The sequence below is a fragment of the Paenibacillus sp. 2003 genome (assembly GCF_031455635.1).
GTDB classification, from domain to species: domain Bacteria; phylum Bacillota; class Bacilli; order Paenibacillales; family Paenibacillaceae; genus Paenibacillus; species Paenibacillus amylolyticus_B.
The window spans coordinates 303,606-322,875 of sequence record NZ_JAVDTB010000002.1 but is presented as its reverse complement, the minus strand read 5'-3'; the positions used below and the strand labels follow the sequence as shown (position 1 = coordinate 322,875).

Annotated in this window: 18 protein-coding genes; 9 read left to right on the top strand and 9 right to left on the bottom strand. The window is 46.7% G+C overall.

Annotated elements, in window-relative coordinates; all coding sequences use genetic code 11:
- Positions 1–36 precede the first annotated feature (36 nt).
- Both J2X75_RS13540 and J2X75_RS13535 read left to right on the top strand, forming a co-directional pair.
- Positions 37–672, top strand: a complete 636-nt coding sequence (locus tag J2X75_RS13540; protein WP_124115939.1) for a TetR/AcrR family transcriptional regulator — start codon at positions 37–39, stop codon at positions 670–672.
- Between the two features lie 20 nt (positions 673–692).
- On the top strand, positions 693–2,021 hold the full coding sequence (locus J2X75_RS13535; protein WP_124115940.1) for an MFS transporter: 1,329 nt from the start codon (positions 693–695) through the stop codon (positions 2,019–2,021).
- Positions 2,022–2,182: 161 nt separating this feature from the next.
- Here the strand turns inward: J2X75_RS13535 and J2X75_RS13530 are convergent, their stop codons facing one another.
- The 3 genes from J2X75_RS13530 to J2X75_RS13520 all read right to left on the bottom strand — a co-directional run bounded on the left by J2X75_RS13530 (position 2,183) and on the right by J2X75_RS13520 (position 5,291).
- Positions 2,183–3,007, bottom strand: coding sequence for a carbohydrate ABC transporter permease (locus tag J2X75_RS13530; protein ID WP_310337168.1), 825 nt, complete (start codon positions 3,005–3,007; stop codon positions 2,183–2,185).
- A 1-nt stretch (position 3,008) separates the two neighbouring features.
- Positions 3,009–3,881, bottom strand: a complete 873-nt coding sequence (locus J2X75_RS13525) for a carbohydrate ABC transporter permease (RefSeq protein ID WP_017687164.1) — start codon at positions 3,879–3,881, stop codon at positions 3,009–3,011.
- Between the two features lie 105 nt (positions 3,882–3,986).
- Positions 3,987–5,291, bottom strand: a complete 1,305-nt coding sequence (locus tag J2X75_RS13520) for an ABC transporter substrate-binding protein (RefSeq protein ID WP_310337167.1) — start codon at positions 5,289–5,291, stop codon at positions 3,987–3,989.
- A 177-nt stretch (positions 5,292–5,468) separates the two neighbouring features.
- Between J2X75_RS13520 and J2X75_RS13515 the strand changes: the two genes are divergently transcribed.
- Together J2X75_RS13515 and J2X75_RS13510 are read left to right on the top strand one after the other, a co-directional pair.
- Complete coding sequence (locus tag J2X75_RS13515; RefSeq protein WP_310337166.1) at positions 5,469–7,346, top strand: cache domain-containing sensor histidine kinase; 1,878 nt, start codon at positions 5,469–5,471, stop codon at positions 7,344–7,346.
- 3 nt (positions 7,347–7,349) lie between these two features.
- Positions 7,350–8,159 (top strand): response regulator transcription factor, encoded by an 810-nt coding sequence (locus J2X75_RS13510; RefSeq protein ID WP_124115944.1) that lies wholly within the window; start codon positions 7,350–7,352, stop codon positions 8,157–8,159.
- Position 8,160: 1 nt separating this feature from the next.
- Here J2X75_RS13510 and J2X75_RS13505 read toward each other — a convergent pair whose 3' ends face one another.
- The 4 genes from J2X75_RS13505 to nirB form a co-directional block, all read right to left on the bottom strand.
- The gene (locus J2X75_RS13505; protein WP_124115945.1) at positions 8,161–8,790 is read right to left on the bottom strand and encodes a YfbR-like 5'-deoxynucleotidase; all 630 of its coding nucleotides are present in this window, start codon (positions 8,788–8,790) and stop codon (positions 8,161–8,163) included.
- Positions 8,791–8,999: 209 nt separating this feature from the next.
- Positions 9,000–9,782, bottom strand: a complete 783-nt coding sequence (locus tag J2X75_RS13500; RefSeq protein WP_124115946.1) for a formate/nitrite transporter family protein — start codon at positions 9,780–9,782, stop codon at positions 9,000–9,002.
- 49 nt (positions 9,783–9,831) lie between these two features.
- Entirely contained in the window at positions 9,832–10,158 is a 327-nt protein-coding gene (nirD, locus tag J2X75_RS13495) for a nitrite reductase small subunit NirD (protein ID WP_091028331.1), read from the bottom strand.
- A 58-nt stretch (positions 10,159–10,216) separates the two neighbouring features.
- The gene (nirB, locus tag J2X75_RS13490) at positions 10,217–12,646 is read right to left on the bottom strand and encodes a nitrite reductase large subunit NirB (RefSeq protein ID WP_310337163.1); all 2,430 of its coding nucleotides are present in this window, start codon (positions 12,644–12,646) and stop codon (positions 10,217–10,219) included.
- Between the two features lie 275 nt (positions 12,647–12,921).
- Here nirB and J2X75_RS13485 point away from each other — a divergent pair, with 275 nt between their 5' ends.
- Complete coding sequence (locus J2X75_RS13485; RefSeq protein ID WP_036615169.1) at positions 12,922–13,629, top strand: metal-dependent hydrolase; 708 nt, start codon at positions 12,922–12,924, stop codon at positions 13,627–13,629.
- A 231-nt stretch (positions 13,630–13,860) separates the two neighbouring features.
- On the opposite strand, the gene J2X75_RS13480 is transcribed toward J2X75_RS13485, so the two are convergent.
- The gene (locus tag J2X75_RS13480; protein ID WP_124115949.1) at positions 13,861–14,181 is read right to left on the bottom strand and encodes a hypothetical protein; all 321 of its coding nucleotides are present in this window, start codon (positions 14,179–14,181) and stop codon (positions 13,861–13,863) included.
- Between the two features lie 326 nt (positions 14,182–14,507).
- The gene (locus J2X75_RS13475) at positions 14,508–15,581 is read right to left on the bottom strand and encodes a M42 family metallopeptidase (RefSeq protein WP_192133617.1); all 1,074 of its coding nucleotides are present in this window, start codon (positions 15,579–15,581) and stop codon (positions 14,508–14,510) included.
- A 648-nt stretch (positions 15,582–16,229) separates the two neighbouring features.
- Between J2X75_RS13475 and spoVAC the strand changes: the two genes are divergently transcribed.
- The 4 genes from spoVAC to J2X75_RS13455 all read left to right on the top strand — a co-directional run bounded on the left by spoVAC (position 16,230) and on the right by J2X75_RS13455 (position 19,267).
- Complete coding sequence (spoVAC, locus tag J2X75_RS13470) at positions 16,230–16,733, top strand: stage V sporulation protein AC (RefSeq protein ID WP_036615164.1); 504 nt, start codon at positions 16,230–16,232, stop codon at positions 16,731–16,733.
- Positions 16,730–17,746: a stage V sporulation protein AD gene (gene spoVAD / locus J2X75_RS13465; protein ID WP_076214289.1), complete on the top strand. Its 1,017-nt coding sequence runs from the start codon at positions 16,730–16,732 to the stop codon at positions 17,744–17,746. The genes spoVAC and spoVAD overlap by 4 nt, the downstream gene beginning before the upstream one ends.
- Before the next feature lie 5 nt (positions 17,747–17,751).
- Entirely contained in the window at positions 17,752–18,102 is a 351-nt protein-coding gene (spoVAE, locus tag J2X75_RS13460; protein ID WP_047843814.1) for a stage V sporulation protein AE, read from the top strand.
- 208 nt (positions 18,103–18,310) lie between these two features.
- Positions 18,311–19,267 (top strand): AAA family ATPase, encoded by a 957-nt coding sequence (locus J2X75_RS13455; RefSeq protein WP_253439472.1) that lies wholly within the window; start codon positions 18,311–18,313, stop codon positions 19,265–19,267.
- Positions 19,268–19,270: the final 3 nt, after the last annotated feature.

The following is a 19,270-nucleotide window of genomic DNA, read 5'->3' as shown; positions in this document are numbered from 1 at the left end:
GACCGACAGTCGGTCGAACGTATCGGAGGCCAGGGTATGAGATTGATAAAAAATCCGGAAGAACGAAGGAACGAGATTTTGGATGCCGCCGAGATTCTGTTCATAACAAAGGGGTACACCAAAGCTACGGTCATGGATATCCTTCAGGCGTGCAACATTGCCAAGGGTACATTTTATTATTATTTTCAGTCCAAGGAAGAGGTCATGAACGCCATCGTTATGCGTTTTATTCTGAGCGGGGAGGCATCAGCCAGACACGTGGTGTCCGACCCCAAACTGAACGCCCATGACAAAATTTTTCGCATCATGATGGCGCAGAATCAGCCTGACGGCAGAAAACATGATCTCATCGAGCAATTGCACAGTGTTCATAATGTGGAGATGCACCAAAAGAGTCTTGTAGAGACGGTAATTCGATTAAGTCCCATCTTGGCCGAGGTGGTAGAGCAGGGCATTCAGGAGGGGGTATTTCATACACCTAACCCAAAGGAATCCATCGAATTCCTGCTCGTATCGTCACAATTTTTGCTGGATCGAGGCATCTTTCAATGGGAGGAGGAAGAACTCCAAAAAAAGGTTGAAGCATTCACGCATATTATGGAACGTGTGCTGGGAGCAGAAAAAGGAAGCTTCGCCTACGTCACTCGTCTTTATTTTCCGAATCAAGGTTAGCCGAGAAAGGAGTATCATCCATGGAACATACCGTTCAAAAATCATTTAGAAAGTTTCTGGTAGTATGGTTCGGTCAGCTCATCTCCATGATTGGGATTGGACTTACAGCCTTCTCCCTGGGGGTGTATGCCTTCGAAAAAACGAATACAGCAACAAGTGTTGCGTTGATTACCTTATTCACGTTTTTGCCGAATATCCTGCTTCGACCTATTGGAGGGGTATTGGCAGACCGATTCGACCGTCGAACGATGATGATTATCGGCGACCTGGGGTCGGCAGCCGGTTTGATTTTCATTCTGTCGATTATGCTCACAGGTGATATCCAATTATGGCATATCTATGTGGGAGTGGCCTTTAGTTCGGTGTTTTCCGCGTTGCAGAGCCCGGCATACAAGGCCTCTGCTACGGACCTGCTGGATAAGGATCAATTCTCAAAAGGAAGCGGTCTTGTACAACTGGCTGAATCCTCGAAGTTTCTGTTTTCACCCATCATTGCGGGCATTCTGCTTAGTATAACAACCATTGAAGTCATTCTGGTCATTAATATTCTGACATTCCTGGTTGCCATTCTGGCTGTGCTGGTTATTCGGAAGAGCATGAAGGTGGAGCGAGAGGATCGAGAAGGAAAAAACTGGATCACCGATATTCAAGAGGGCTGGAGAGAAGTTGTAACCAACAAGGGAGTGCTGTTGCTGGTGGTGATTATTTCACTTGTCACCTTTTATCTGGGATTCCTGGAGACACTCATTGGTCCGATGCTTCTGTCATTCACGGATGCAAAGACACTTGGAACGTTTCAGTCTGTAAGTGCCATCGGCATGCTCATTAGCAGCTTGTGCATCGGCATATTTACAATAACAAAGAGATACGCAAGTGTGCTTGTGATGGGTCTGATTTTGTGCGGTTTGTCCTTTTCGCTTCTGGGGATATCCACCAACATTTATTTTATTATCTTCGCAGGTTTTCTGTTCCTGTCATCGCTGCCGTTTGTCAATATGAGCGCAGATGTGCTGGTGCGAAACAATATCGCCAACGAAAAGCAGGGCAGGGTATGGGGAATCATTGGTATTCTGTCACAACTCGGGTTTATTATCGCGTACAGTTTGGCTGGATTTCTGGCCGACCATGTGTTTAATCCGTTGCTGATGGAAGGGGGAGCACTGGCTTCGTCTGTTGGTCAAATTATTGGAACTGGGCCAGGCAGAGGTATTGCCTTTCTGTTTATCATCGCGGGTCTGTTTGTTATTCTGATCGCAATAATCACATCCCGTTTGAAAATGATCAAATCTCTGGAGCAGAGCCCAGATATAACGGCTCCATCCGATGTTGGCGGGTTGGCGCACGATTAATTCGAATCCAACAGCGTGAGCCCTTGTCCGCAGCAGCGTGTGATACTTCTTCTGTACGAAGAAGTTATTCACACGATGAGCAGACAAGGGCTTTTTGTGCTGAGGAGTCAGCAGATGTACTTAGACAAGATGCGTTTGTGTATTTGGATTGTCGGTGGAGCTTACCCTTTAACCGCCCCTGAAGTTAGTCCTCCTACAATATACTTTTGCCCGATGAGGAACACAATCAACACAGGCAATGACGTGAGCACGATATCGGCACTGACCAGATTCCACTGGGCACTGAATTGTCCGAAGAAGTTATATACAGCCAGCGTCATCGGCCACATCTCCACTGTATTCAGCATATAGAGTGGGGCAGTAAACTCATTCCAGACACTCAGGAAATTAAGAACAAATACCGTTACCAGCACCGAGGTTAACAAAGGTACAATGATTCTCAGGAACAGCTTGATCCCATTACATCCGTCCATGATCGCGGCTTCATCCAGCTCCTTCGGGATGTTAGACACAAACGCATACGTAATGAACAGCGAGATTGGAATCCCCATGGCGGTGTAAAGCAGAATCATGCCGACATGTGAATTGATCATACCCATGGACTTCATGACTTCCATCAGTGGAATGTAGTTGAGTGGAAGGGTAATACCAAGAATCAGGAAGAAGTAAAGGAACTTGCTGAGCTTCGAGTGATTACGGGATAACGTGAAGGCCGAGAAGGCCACAACAAACACCAATAGCAGGGAGGAGGCCCCGGAATGCAGCAGACTGTTGAAAAAGGAACCGCCCAAATGTCCCTGTTCATAGACAATTTTGTAATTTTCGAAAATAAACTTCTCGGGCAACGTGAGTTTAAGCACTTTGGCCTCGGCGTCCGACTTAAATGAATTCAGTACAATGACGACAAAAGGAATCAGGACCACCAGGCTGAGCAGCCAGGCGAGAGCATTTAACCCGGTGGAAGCCAATCTTTTTCTCAATCGCATGTTAGTATTCCACCTTTCGGTTCATCAAACGAATGATGAAAAAGGAGATGATCGCCATGATGACAAACAGAATGGTAGATAGCGCACTTCCGAGTCCCCAATACCCTTTGGCAAAAGAGGAATAGACCGCCGTGTTAATCACATCTGTTGCGTTACCGGGGCCACCGTTGGTTAACACGTATACGGCATCGAATACTCTCAGCCCATACGTAATATTGAGCACCGTGGCAATGGTAATCGTAGGCATCAGCATCGGAATCGTGATCCGGAACAGCTTTTGCCCAAACCCGGCGCCGTCAATGGACGCTGCCTCGTAATAATCCCGGGGGATGGCGAGCAGTCCGGCGATGAACAGCACCATGATGTACCCCATGCCTTTCCACGTGTCCACCGCCATAATGGATGGCATGGCCCAGGTTAGGGAACCCAGCCAGTTCTGGGCGAGAACATCCAGTCCCATGGAACGCAGGGTCACGTTCACGAACCCGTTGTTGGGATCGAGCAGACTTTTGAACACAAGCCCAACAATGAGAAACGACAGCACTTGCGGCGAGAAGATGATCATCCGGTGCAGATTGGCGGCCTTTACACCGCTAACTAGGAGTAGAGCCAGAAATAAGCCCAGAACGGTCTTGGCGATGGATGTCACGAGGGTGAACAGGACTGTGTTTTTGATAAAAAGAAGATAGGTCGGATCACCCGCCAATATGGTACGGAAATGCTCCAGACCGATAAAGTTCTTCTCCGAACTATAACTGTTCCAGTCGGTGAAGGAATAATAGATGCCCAGCAGGGCGGGAGCAACGATGAACAACAGATATAATACAATCGCTCCAGATGAGAAGTACCAGGGATATATTTTGTTTGCATTCATAACCGGTAACACCTTTCCTTCCTGCCAAAACAAAATACATGAGCGGGCAAATGCCCGCTGCATGTAACGCTGTTCAGCATTTATGTTTATCTACAATATGCGCTATTACTGCCACTTCTCATCTTTAAGCACTTTGGCTTGTTCAGCACGGCGTTTATCAATGTTTTGCAGAATCTGATCCGGTGTCATGGCTCCAGCGAACATGCCCGACAAGTCTTTACCAATATCCATCCATTGTGGATCAATATATTTCACAGCGGCCTGCATGACCGTACCTTTTTCATGTTTTTTCTCATAATCAATATAGTCCTGTGTCAGCTTTGGTTCGATTTCCGGCCAGCAGATCGTCAGATTACCTTCACCTTCGTCGAACACACGTTGCAGATGATCATGCTCAGTAATCCAGCGGAAGAATTTCAGCACTTCTTCGGGATGTTTACTGTTTTTGTTACCAAACATGGCAGCTGAACCGCCGGGATTCACACCAATCGTCTGATTATCTCCCCACGGCATGACGAAGAACCCCATGTTGTCTTTCATTGCAGGATACGCTTCGGAGACTTCCTTTTCCGTCCCTGGAACCCGCAGCAACATCGCTGCTTTCTCCTGACCAAACGCTTCAATTCCCGCTTCTACCGTATTGGACAAGAAGTCTTTGCCGAAATAACCTAGATCCGCAAATTCTTTCAACTGTTCAATGACCGTCTTGAGTTGCGTCATATCTGCGACTTTCATCTCATTGTTGTTTAATTTCTCGTAGGTTCCCGCTGTTGTTTGCTCATAGTTAGGTCCCGTTTCGAACAAAGGCAGAACCTGATACCACCCGCTGGCAGGTGCTTGATAGAACGGAATAATGTCTTTATCCATAATTTTCTGGCTGATTGCCTTGAATTCGGCATAGGATGTAGGAGGCTCTATGCCGAGCTCTTGGAAGATACGTTTGTTATAGTACACATACCAGATTTTCGTTGGCGCAAAAGAAACCCCGTACACCTTGTCATTGTGACTGACGGTTGGCAAAATCTCTTCAGACATCCGACCTGTAAATTCCTCATTGGTCAGGTCAATGGCATTTTCCTCCGGTCTTACGTTAGCCGGCATGCTCAGTGGGTCCACATCGACATTGAAAATGTCAGGTGCTTCGCCAGAGGCCAGCTTCACCTTGATCAGGTCACGCCACTGTGCGTCAGGGACGACTTGGAAGTCAATTTTGACACCGGTTTCCTGCTCATATTCCTTGGCCATCGTCTGCATGATGCCTGTACGCGGAATACCGGATTGGCTTGTTCCAAACGTGAGTGTCACCTTACCCGAACCTTCCGTACTTTTACCTGAGTTGCACCCGGCAAGCAGCAGGGTGGAGAGCAGGAGCACACTTGCAAGCGAAAATAGAAATCGTTTTCTCATCATTGAACCTCCCGAAATATAAAGAAAATTGTCACTTGCCGAAACGCTTAATGTAAGCGTATTCTTATGTGGATAACTTTACTGTGAACAAAGGATGTGCTCAATAGACAAAAGCGTTCTGTTGGGTGGACATTTTCGAATGGTGTGACTGATATCATCATAGGACGAGGTGTGAGGGGATTGCGATATCGATTTGGAACGCTTCAGCAAAGTCTGTTTGCCTATTACTCTGCGGTATTTATTATCTTTTCGCTGATTGTGGCGGGGCTTCTGTATGTTTTTCTCGCAAGTGACATTCGTCAGCGAAGTGAAGAACAACAGAGACAACTGGGGGTATCAATCGTCAGTAATCTGGATCAGGAAGTGGTGAAAATGAACAACTTCTCCATGAATATCGTGTACTCCAATCTGGTCAAAGAACACTTCAGTCACTACTTGGCACCAGCGGAGGATAGCGAGCAGACAATGACGAGTGATCCGGCATTGTATAAGGATACAACCACACTAATTGATGTCATTCTCGCGATCATCAGCAGCTCCAATACAGCCAAGCAGGCCAATATCTATGACGTGAACGGCAAGATGTTGGGAGCGGGTGCATTCAACGGTCAACTGTCGGTAGACCTGACTCAGCGACCGTGGTACAAGGAAACCTGGGAGCGGAGTGGCTGGCGAGTGATCCAATTGTTAGAGGGCGGAGCCTTGCCCATGCCGACCGGCGAAGGAAAATCAGATCAACCTTACATTTCGCTTACCCGTGTATACAAAGATGGAAATTATGTCAGCCAAGGCGTCGTTGAGATTTTGCAGGATGCCGGAACCCTGTTCCAGCATTTGAATGAATTGCAGGCGAATAACAACGATCTCCGGATCTATGTAGTGGATGAACAAAATACACGGTTGTATCCACTTTCTTCGGATGCCGGTGCTTCTCAAGCAGGCCATTTCGATGATGTGGACTTGATTCAAAATCTTTCATTTCCGCCTGATACGATGCAGGAGATCACCGATCCTTTGAATCATTCCAAACAAATGATGACGTACATGACGTCACAGGAGACGGGATGGACCGTTGTTGTCATGCAGTCCAAGCAGTCCCTTTTCGCGAGTCTCAACCGGATGGCTGTGATGTTTATCGGTGCCACGTTAGCTACTCTCATGTTGATTCTGGTTCTCTCGTATCTCATCTCCAAACGGGTTACTTTGCCGCTACATCGTTTGCAGCGTATTATTCAGAAAACGGGTGAGAATGATCTGGTATCGGGTCAGGATTCGGGTCAGTTGTTCAAGCTGGAGCATCCCGGTTCTATTCGGGAGATGGATGAGCTGAATGATACGTTTATCCGGCTGAATCAACAGCTTGTGCAATCGTTTCAGGACAGGCTGGCGATGAAATCTCAGGAGACAGAAGCGAGATTACTGGCACTCCAATCCCAGATGAACCCGCATTTTCTCTATAACAACATCACAAATATTAGCATCATGGCGGAAGAAGGCATGAATGAGCAGATTGTCGCGTTCTGCACCAATATTGCGTCTATGCTGCGTTATATTTCTACTCCGGGAAAGAATGGGGTTCCCCTGTCTCAAGAATTGGATTATTGTGAGCGATATCTGGAGTGTATGAAGATTAGGTTTGAGGATGATCTACACTACGAGTTCCATATTTCGGATGAGATGAAGTATATCCAGGTTCCTATGCTGATGGTACAACCATTACTCGAAAATGCCATGAAATATGGACTGGGTGATACCCCTCCATGGAGACTGAATATTACTGGAGATATGGATGCGGTACAGAAGACCTGGCAGATCCATGTGGAAGACAACGGGCCTGGCATGGAACCCGAAGCACTTGCCAAGATCATGCATTACATCGAACAGTCACAGGAGTGGGAGCGTATGCCTGACCTTGAAATTAACGGCATGGGACTCAAGAATATATGGGTCCGATTGAAATTATGGTATGGCACGGCAGCCCACATGCAGATTACGAACAAGCCTTCCGGCGGTGTCCAGATTACCATAGGTGGTTCCATTCGAAAGGAGCATGACTGAACCATGACAATCAAATACAGAACGATTATTGTGGAAGATGAAGCCCTGATTCGCAGGAATGTCTCGCGCAAATTCAGAGAGCTGGACACCCGGTTCGAGGTGATTGGTGAAGCGCGGAACGGTCAGGAAGCGTTACAGCTCATTGAACATTCCGTACCTGATCTGGTTGTAACTGATATACAGATGCCGGTAATGAATGGATTGGAACTCGCCAAACATCTGTATTTTGCCTATCCACATGTGAAAATTGTCATTCTGAGTGGTTATCATGAATTCGAATATGCACGGCAGGCAATCAGTTACAAGGTGGAGGATTATCTGCTCAAACCATTATCGGAAGAACAGCTTCGGACACTGCTGGATGCGATGGAATTGAAGCTTGGGAGCGCTGTGGATTCACTTGCCCACGTCAGTGCCGTGCTGGACGAGCAGGTGAAGCCGGAGGATATCGCAGAGGCCGTTAAGTTGTATTTGAAGCAGAATTACATGCATGAGATTACACTCCAGGACATGGCGGGACAGATGCATTTTAGTGTGGACTATCTGGGAAAGTGTTTTAAGAAAGTGACGGGTGAGACTCCGCTGAAATATATGACAGGTTTGCGGATTAATGAAGCAAAGCGTATGCTCGTCACGCACGAGAATATGGATATCAAGACCATTGGTGGAGCGGTAGGGTATAGTGATTCCCACTATTTCAGCCGGATTTTCAAAAACAAAACAGGCCTATATCCAAGCGAGTATCGCCAACAGTCACTGGAACGAAAAAAAGCCCTGTCCATGGATAATGGGAATCCAGATGGCTTGAGCTAATTTATTGCAGTAAAGCTTCTTCGGTTATTTTGCGAATATCGAACGGGGATCGAATACCTTCTTCGATGATATCAGGCAGGATGTGATTGAGGAAATAGCGGACACAGTGGAGATCGATGTTTTTGATCTTGACGAGTGCGTAACGGTACATGACGATAAATTCTTTCTCCGTATTACCCCGTTGCAGTTCGGCAAAGGCTTCGTACACTTGATCCATCTTGTCTGCGACTTCCAGAATCAGTCCTTCGACAGATTGATCTTTGCCTTCTCGGAGCTGTCTGCGGAAAATTTCTTTGAACTCTTCCGGGATATTTTCGTTAATAAAATGTTCAACCATACCTTCTTCCACTTGCTGAAGCATGGAACGAAGTTCGAGTGAAGAATGCTTGACTGGCGTTTTGATATCACCGATGAAGATTTCGCCATAATCATGGCTGCTGGTGATCTCGTATAGCTTCTTCCAATCTATGTTCACGCCTTGCTGCTCTTCAATATCGGCCAAGGTTTTGGCGTACTGAACTACTTTCCAGGAATGGGCGGATACACAATGTTCTTCGAACTTGAATTTGCCAGGAGTTCGAATAATGCGTTCAAGATCATTCAATGATCGGAAGTACGTATGAATTCCCATAGTAGAGATCATCCTTTGTAATTTTGAGTAGTCGCCTACACTGACTATACTCTAGTTATATTAACCTGGGATTAACGATGTATACATTGAATGTAAAACGAAGCCAAAAAGCCACCATGTATGACTGAACGTGAGTTCGGCATCCATCGTGGCTTTAGTTGTGTAAATGTTCTGCTATCTATCGTACGGAAATGCAGTTGGATAAAGAGTTACGCTTTTTTGCGTACTGATGAAGTATACCAGTAAGCCATTCCGACAAAGAGGGCACCGCCGATGATATTACCAAGCGTCACCGGGATCATGTTATGAAACCAGCCTGCCAGAGTAATGGTATCCGGGTGGTTTGGCAACAGCCAGGACAAGGACAGCAAAGTCATATTGGCAACACTGTGCTCATACCCACTTGCAATAAAGGCGTACAGACACCACCAGATGAGAGCGATTTTGGCGATATCCTCTTTTGTGCGAGCAGCCATCCAGATCGCCAGACAGACGAGCCAGTTACAGAGAATGCCGCGGAAGAACAACTCCGATACGGGAGCGGCCATCTTTTTGGCAGAAGCGACGAATAACAGATGTTCGGGCGCAGCCGTTTTGAACAGGCCGCTGCCTACAATAAGCAGGCTGAGCAGGATCGCACCTAGCAAATTGCCGAGGAAGACGAGTCCCCAGTTTTTCAGTGTATCTTTAACTGTGGTCCGGCCTGCCAGTGTACTCATGGTAAAGAACATATTGTTACCTGTGAACAGTTCCGATCCGGCAAAGATGACCAGCGTGAGGGCGAGTCCGAAGGACATGCCCATCAACATGGTTTGCAGTGGTGACTGTGCCGCAAGAAGCGGAGCACCAATACTGAAGATCAGAACGATGCCAAGCCCTACATAGGCACCAGCCATCAAGGCAGCAACCATATAACGTGGCAGGCTTGCGTTCATTTGATCCCGTTTTTTAACCGCAGCTTCAATAATTCCCTCAACACTTGGTGTATACATCACGGTTTCCCCCATTATTTTGCATCAATCTTTGAACGTTTCAATGGAGCTATATTTCGATCCAGACCTGGCCGTTCTCTACCTTCACCGGATACATCTGTACTTGACCATTGTCTGGTGCTTGCACAAGACCGGTAGTCAGGTCAATTTTCCAATCATACAGCGGATCGTACAGATAATGCCCGGACACGATGCCTTCAGCCAGCGGTCCACCCTTAGGGTGGGGATTGTGATTATCCGCAGCGAAGATGGTGCCATCCGATGCACGAAAGACAGCAAGCTGATGGTCCTTAATCTCAACTACTCTTCCGATTCGTGGCAGGAATTCTTCAACTACTCCGGCAGGGAAGTAGGTGCCTGATTGTTTTGTCGTCATCTAAAACCACTCCTTATCTATATTTAACATTCCGGCAGTATTAATCTTGCGAGCTTACTTATGGACGAGCCGATACTTCGATGCCGTGGAACATTTTGCTTTGGCCTTCCTCATTGCGAATCGCTTTTTGCCAAGGTTCTTCCACATGCTCAAGTGCGAATTCAATCCGTTGCATCAACGCTTTGCGTTCCTCAAGATTATCCACGACAACCGAACGAATATGCTCCAGACCCATACGTTCCACCCACTCGGAAGTCCGCTCCAGATAGTTACCTGTTTCGCGGTAATATTGCATGATGGCTCCGCACAGTTCAATCAACTCTTCATCTGTTTTCACTTTGCACAGGGAATCAGCAAGTCTTGCTTTAATACCGCCGTTACCACCGATAAAGATTTCCCAGCCGCCGTCGTTACCAACGATACCGATATCTTTTGTACATGCCTCTGCACAGTTCCGTGGACAGCCATTGACAGCGTATTTGAACTTGGCAGGCAGATCCAGACGTTCGAATTTCCGTTCAATGCGAGCACCCATAGCCATGGAATCCTGTGTACCGAATCGGCAGAATTGGGAGCCGACACATGTTTTGACCGTGCGCAGCGATTTGGCGTATGCATAACCTGAAGGCATATCCAGTTCAGCCCAGACTTTAGTCAGGTCTTCTTTTTTGACACCAATCAAGTCAAGACGCTGACCGCCGGTAACTTTGACTGCTTTCACATCATATTTGACTGAAACGTCAGCGATGCGTTTGAGGTCCGCTGGTGTAGTCACCCCGCCGTACATCCGAGGTACAACCGTATACGTTCCATCCTTTTGAATATTCGCGTTCATACGTTCGTTAACAAAACGGGATTCTTTCTCATCTTCGTGTGTGTCTGGTGCAATCATGCCAAGGTAGTAGTTGATCGCCGGACGACATTTGGAACAACCTTCAGGTTGACTCCAACCCAGTACATTCATGACCTCTTTGGTCGTTTGTAATCCTTTTGCACGAATCTCAGCTACAATCTCATCCCGTCCCATGGAAGTACATCCGCATATTCCCTGTTTGGCTCCACTGCTGAAGCCGTCTCCCAGCACATATTGCAGAATCTGTTCCACAACCGGTTTACATCCACCGCAAGAGCGTGTTGCACCGGTACAGGCTTTGATTTCATCTACAGTGGTAAGGCCCTGGTTTGTAATTACATCAACAATGGTTCCTTTGGTGACCCCGTTACATCCACAGACGATCTCGTCCTCGGGCATCGTTTCAACAGAAGTTGCTTTCTTATGACCGCCGCAGCCTGTACCCATGAGTGAACCGTACAATTCCTCGGTCATTTCGGTCTGTTGTTTGATCAGTTTCTGCAATTCGGCAGAATCCGTAATGTCACCGAAGAGAACAGCGCCGACCATTTTATTATCACGAAGCAGAATTTTTTTGTAAGTCCGTTTCCAGTCATCTTTGTGCGAAATGACGGTGTGCTCTGGACTGTCGATGAATTCACCAGTTGAAAAGACGTCTACACCCGAAATTTTCAATTTCGTAGATACTACAGAACCTTCATATGGAGCGGTCTCTACACCGCAGATATGTTTCGCGAGAATCATGCCTTGTTCGAACAAGGGGGCAACGAGGCCGTAACATACCCCACGGTGCTCTGTACATTCCCCGACCGAATACACATTCTCAAGTGAAGTCTGCATATAGTCATTCACGACAATACCCCGGTTCACTTCCATACCGCTTTCGCGGGCTACAGTCGTATTGGGTTTAATGCCTACAGCCATGACCACAAAATCAACATTCAGAACCGTATCATCTGCAAAACGTATCCCTTCAACGCGTTTGCCGCCCAGCAGTTCGGAAGTCTGCGCACCCATCTTGAACCGGATACCCTGACGTTCGAGTTCTGCCTTCAACATGGCTGAAGCTTGTGGATCAAGCTGACGCTCCATCAGATCCTGCATCAAGTGCACTACGGTAACTTCCATGCCAAGTTGTACCAACCCTTTGGCAGCTTCAAGACCCAGCAGTCCGCCCCCGATAACGGCCGCTCTTTTGTACTGTTTGGCAGCGTCGAGCATCACATTACAATCGGCGATATCGCGGAAACCGACAACACCCTCTTTGTCATGTCCCGGAACGGGGAGAATGAAGGAGTTGGAGCCTGTTGCAATGATAATTTTGTCATAAGGAACGCGAGTTCCTTCTTCAGTCACAACTTCGTGTGTCTCGGCATCGATTCGTGTAACCGTTGTGCCTGTGTGCAGCGTAATGCCGTAATCTTCATACCAGTGAAGGTCGTTCAGTACGATGTCATCCAGTGTTTTGCTTCCTTCCAGTACATAAGACAACATAATGCGGTTGTAGTTAGGGTAGGGCTCTGTGCCAAAAACAGTAATATCAAATCGCGATGTTAATTTTAAAATTTGTTCTACAGTACTGATTCCTGCCATTCCGTTACCTATGATAACGAGTTTCTCTTTTTTTCCGTTCATGTGTGTATGCCTCCTTGGATAGACGCTGTACATTACCAACAATTTTAGTGGTTTATATTTGAAATTATACAAGTAGTTGACGACAATTTATGTGATTTAATTCACTAATAAAGATAGAAGAGTCATAAATATAATAATGTGCGCCCCATCACAGAAAGTTATATTTATTTTCATACAAATAAGAAATGCGAACTATTGTTCTTATTTTGTTTTCGTTGTAAAATCGGAACTGGGCCTTATTGTTCCCGATTTCTTTGAAAGGACGTTTTTGCATCATGATGGGAAGATCCCACCTTATTATCGGGACAGGTGTGTCGCTTTCTGTTCTGCAGTTGGCCGGTATGCCGGTGACAGCGCCGGCAGTTACGGTTGCACTGATTGGTTCGTTATTGCCTGACATTGATGAGCCAAATTCGCTGCTGGTATCCAGAGCCTTGCCTAACAGTCTGATCAGGTTGTTACAGACGATTCTGTTGCCCACAGCTGTATTTGTGTACTTCTATGTTCATGCCAAACCATGGAACCTGTTGCTTGCGATCCTCATTGCGCTTGTGTCATTCCTGCCTTCACGTTCGCTTCGCAAAGTGTTGATGTTTGCGATTGGACTCGGACTGGTCTTTTATGGTCACGCGTTCGCACCGTGGAACTTGATTGCAGGCAGTTTGTTAATGCTCTGCACCACACTGACTCATAGGGGACTGACACATACCCTGTACGGAACCGCAATATGGGCGGGCTTGTTGTACAGCACGACCCAGCAGCAGGGACCGGAGATCTGGGTAGCGGGAGGAACTGCATATGCGATGCATCTGTTGGCCGATTCACTCACCAATCGAGGTATTCGTCCGTTACCACCGCTCAAGTGGCGCATACGGGTGAATCTGATGAGTACAGGGACCAAGCGTGGGGCCGTTGTAGAGAATGTCTGCATTGTGCTTACTCTTATTTTGGCCTGGATTGCATTCTCACCGCTATTTCTATAGCCATCCAAAAACGCCAGCTCGCATATTGTGGGCTGGCGTTTACAGATATGCATTTCATAATGAATGGATCGTAATAACCTAGCCAATTCAGGATTGAGAAGGAGAATCAGTCAGGTCGTCAATATCGGAAGAACCAAATACAAATAAAACAACAAGAATGACAATGATCAGTAGCTCAGCGAACCCATTTCCGTCAAAGTCAGACATCACTTCAACCTCATTTCTTGGCGTTTAGGAATTGATTCTCTGTTGGAAAGCCCGTATAACGTCATTCAACGTCATATCGCCACCGATTTCATCGAGGAATTGCACCAGTTTGTCTTGATTCGATGGTGTAATATTTTGTAATGTTTTATACTGCCCAACCAGTTCAACGACCAGTGTAGCTTCTCGAAACAACGTGACCGCATCCACTCTTAACTTCCCACTTACTAGTAATGCTGCAACGATAAGTTCCAGATTTCTCCCTTTAAGGTTGCCATTGAGAAGGGTGTTTGCGGCATTTGTTTTTTTGGTACCTTTATTCGATTTTCCATTCCTTCTCACTGCCATAACAGGTCCCCCGCTGCTTGGTGTTTAATTCATCTACCGTTATTACATCTTATGTGTAATTCCCTATAATGTTCGGCCTATTAATCTACGTATGTTGAACTAAAAAATATTTACACTTGCCACTCCGAATGACAGAATAACCTTTCAATCACCGAATAAAGGCGAAGTATATGCTTCCGAAGCAGCTTTCTTGCAGAAAGGTTTTAGCTCCGCTTCTTCAGGTTATTTCTGGCCTCTGCGTTCAAGTGTAAATGTGTCCAACTGATATAGTTGTGGATATAAAAAAAGAGACCTCCCGATATAGTTAGGAGGTCTCTTGTCAACTGTTATGCGTTATTAATTATGGTATTCATCGTTGTCCGATCAAGACCCTTGACCAGCTTCACGATCAGTTCTTTGGCTGCATCGTAGTCGTCTGTATGAATGATGGAAGAAGAGGTATGGATATAACGTGCGCAGATACCGATCACTGTTGAGGGCACACCAATGCCACTCAGGTGAACTTGACCTGCATCGGTACCGCCTGGTGAGATGAAATACTGCATTTTGATCTGATTGGATGAAGCCGTATCTTGAACATATTCCACCATTCCGCGATGGGTGAACATGCCCGGGTCAAAAATACGAAGCAATGCGCCTTCTCCGATATGTCCAAATGACTGTTTGTCACCTGTCATATCATTCGCCGCGCTACAGTCAAGTGCAAAGAAGATATCAGGCTGAATCAGATTGGCCGCCGTACGTGCACCGCGAAGCCCCAGTTCTTCCTGAACCGTTGCACCAGCATAAAGCGTGTTAGGCAGTTTTTCCTTGTGCAGCGCTTCAACCAGTTCAAGTGCAAGTCCTACGCCGTAACGATTATCCCACGCTTTAGCCATAATTTTCTTAGGATTGGCCATAGGTGTGAATTCACAGATCGGTACGATCTGCATCCCTGGATGAATGCCCCAGGATTCTGCTTCCGCACGGTTGTCTGCTCCAATATCGAGATACATGGAATTCAGATCCACAGGTTTGTTCCGCTGGGACTCGTCCAGCAAGTGTGTAGGTGTAGAACCTACAACTCCGGTAATCCGACGATCAGGTGTGATGATTTCCAATCGTTGAGACAGTACAGCCTGACTCCACCATCCACCCAGTGGACGGAACTTGATCATACCTGTTTCCGTAATGCCAGTAGTCATGAAACCTACTTCGTCAAAGTGTCCGGCTACCATAACTTTGGGACCGGATTCCTCCCCGCGTAATACACCAAATAGACTCCCCAGGCGATCCTGGACGAACTCATCGGTATAAGCGGAAAGCTTATCTTTCATCCAGCCACGAAGCTCACGTTCAAAACCGGATGCGGAAGGAAATTCCGTCAACGTACGAAACATATCCATCGTTTTTTCATTCATGTGTCAACAACTCCTCTGTTGGTATGTAAATCAGGTCACAGTAGAACGGCTACCCGCCTGTTGTCCTTTAAGATGTAGTTCAAAAAGTCTTTTATCTTTTTGAACATGCACTTTAAGATGCTGAGGACTTGTTATTTAACCACTGGTCACATTACAGTATGAACCTTGCGCAAGTGATTGTCCATGTTTATGTCACGTATTTAAGGCATGTTTTGGGCGCTTACCGTGTCCAAGTTTCATGACTCTATCCGCTGTAGTCGTAGTCCTGATGCCACTTCAATGAATATGAATATATGGAGGAGATGTCATCATTTTGTGATGTTCTTTTTGTTCAATATTTGTTGGTCTGTTTACAGAAAGGAGCTAAATATCCAATGAAGCCTCCAGAAGAGGGCACGGAAAAAGTACTGTTTATCGTTCTTTTTATCTTGCTCGTGATTGTTCTTCTTTATTTATAGAGCGTATCTAAAAGTCCTCAGAACCGGCGTATTCCCATCTTGCTTCCACAACATGATCTTGTTGGAAACATATGCTGTCTGTCGCCGGATACATAACCTTCCGATTATTAACAAACAATGAATATAGGATTACACACATTGGCATTCAGCCGTAGCTTTGAACCATTTCACATAGAGGAGGTCTTGTATCTTGCCAGCTCAATCTGCATCCGGAAGCGAAAAAAAATCGTCGTCCCTGTCCATGGATGAAAAGGAGTACAAAAAAGTCGCAAAAAAACATGAGCCGCCTCGTCCAATCCTGAAAAATTGCCTCAAAGCATTTCTGGTTGGGGGTACCGTCTGTTTGATTGGACAGGCCATTCAAGAGGCTTTTATGGCCGGTTTCGACATGACATCGAAGGAAGCTTCCAGTCCTACGGTGGCGGTCATGATTCTCATATCGGTTATTCTAACGTGTCTCGGCGTTTACGATAAAATGGCTCAATGGGCAGGAGCAGGAACGGCTGTGCCGGTTACCGGCTTTGCCAATTCCATGTGTTCTGCTGCACTGGAACATCGTGCTGAAGGACTGGTGCTCGGTGTAGGGGCCAACATGTTTAAACTTGCTGGTTCCGTTATCGTGTTTGGTGTCGTGGCAGCATTTGTCGTAGGGATTGTTTACGCCTTTTTGGGATTTGGAGGTGGGCACCTGTGAAGCGATTGGGTCGCCAGACATGGCAGTTTGAGAATCGTCCGCGGATCATTGGTAAAGCCGCAGTTGTAGGACCAGAAGAAGGCGAGGGTCCACTGTCATCTGATTTCGATTATGTCTACGACAACCTCGAGATCGGCGAGAAAACGTGGGAAAAGGGAGAACGCAAACTGCTCGAACAGGCCTCCCAACTTGCTTTGGTAAATGCAAATATCACCAAGGAAGAGCTTCAATTTTTTGTTGGTGGAGATCTGATGAACCAGATTATCAGCAGTTCCTTTTCAGCGCGAAAACTGGGTGTGCCTTACCTGGGTGTCTTTGGAGCCTGTTCTACTTCCATGGAAACGTTAGCGTTAGCGTCCATGATTGTTGACTCCGGAGCTGGAGATTATGTCCTTGCAGGAACGGTGAGCCACAACTGTACGGTTGAAAAACAATTTCGGTATCCGACGGAGTATGGCTCCCAGAAGCCGCCTTATGCGCAATATACCGTCACAGGATCAGGGTGTGGTGTGGTCTCCCGTACTGGTGATGGTCCCGTTGTTACCAAAGCCACTATTGGACGCATTATGGATTTGGGCATCAAAGATCCCTTTAATATGGGTTCAGCCATGGCGCCAGCAGCAGCCGACACTATAATCTCTCATTTCAGGGATACGGGATTGGAACCCGGCTATTATGATCTCATTGTGACTGGGGATCTGGCTTCCGTCGGTCTGCCAATTACGAAAGAGCTTTTGCAAAAAGAAGGCATTCCCATGGAACAGACGGTTTTTAATGACTGTGGCCTGATGATCTATGATCGGGAGAAACAGCCTTATGTTGTTGCCGGGGGAAGTGGCTGTGGATGTTCTGCCACCGTCACCTATGGTCACATTTTGAACCGGATGCAGAAGGGTGATCTTAAACGGGTGCTCGTCGTTGCTACGGGTGCGCTGTTATCTCCGATTTCGTATCAGCAGGGTGAAAGTATTCCTTGTATTGCACATGCCGTAGCTATTGAAAAGGAGGGATAAAGGTAATGCAGTTCTTGTGGGCATTTATCGTTGGCGGTTTGATCTGTGTTGTCGGACAGCTTCTAATGGATGGGGTTAAACTGACGCCAGCTCATACCATGAGTACACTTGTTGTGACAGGTGCGCTTGCGGATGCATTTGGCGTGTATGACCCCTTGGTTAAATTTGCAGGTGCGGGTGCTACCATCCCCATCACAAGTTTCGGTAATTCCTTGGTGCACGGGGCATTGACGGAGCTGGAAAAAGAGGGATGGCTGGGTGTGATTACAGGGATTTTCGATCTGACTGCGGCGGGGATTTCGTCAGCGATCATCTTTTCTTTTCTCGCGGCATTGGTCGTTAGACCAAAAGGCTAACATAGAATGAGAAATCTCCTTGAACATATTGCGATTCAGCAGAGGCTTCGGATAACTTTTATCCGGGCCTTTTTTGTCGTATTCATGCGTGAACTGCGGTGAATCTGACGGGCTGGAAACAAATTGTGAGTTCCTTCGAGTGTACTCGTGACTCTGGATCATGTACAATAAAAGGAAATCTGTATGCTTTTTTAGGAGGTTAGACCACATGCCTGTGCGCAAAGAGTCGATCCAAATCATATCCGCAGTTCGTTCAAATCTGGAATCCTGTATTATGGGGAAATCCTTTGAAATTCAACTTTTACTTACAGCTTTGCTTGCAGGCGGGCACGTTCTGATTGAAGACGTACCGGGAACTGGCAAAACGCAATTAATCAAGGCATTATCGAAATCCATGCGTGGTGAGTACCGGCGTATTCAATGTAATCCTGATATTTTACCCAGTGATATTACGGGCGTATCCGTGTTCCATCCGAAGGATGAGCGTTTTTATTTCCGGCCAGGTCCTGTGATGACCAACATCTTGCTAGCTGATGAGATTAACCGGGCCACAACGAAAACTCAGTCGGCGTTGCTTGAAGTCATGGAGGAGCGCAGTGTAACCGTGGATGGCGATACGTATGATCTGCCACATCCGTTCATGCTCTGTGCAACTCAGAATCCGATTGATTTTGAAGGCACATACACATTGCCGGAAGCACAATTAGACCGGTTTATGTTGAAAATAAGCCTTGGTTATCCGGATAAAGAGATCGAGAAAACCCTGCTGAAAACGCATCAGTCCGGCCAGCCTGTAGATCGTCTCGAATCCGTAACCCATATGGACCAGATCTCGGCAATCCAGCAGGAGATCAAGGAAGTCTTTATCGGTGATCCGGTCATGGACTATCTGCTGGATGTTGTTCGTCAAACCCGCTCCCATCCATCTGTATTGCTGGGTGCCAGCCCACGGGCAGCCATATCCTTCATGATGGCGGTAAAAGCCTTTGCTTTCTTGCAGGAACGTGATTATGTGCTTCCGGATGATGTGAAAACGATGGCCCCTTATGTGATCTCTCATCGTATTGTGCTTCGCCCCGAATCGAGACTGGACAGTATGAGTTCCGAGGCCGTTTTGAATGCCGTACTCCAGCAAGTACGCGTGCCCGTCTCCATGGGGCAATAGTTC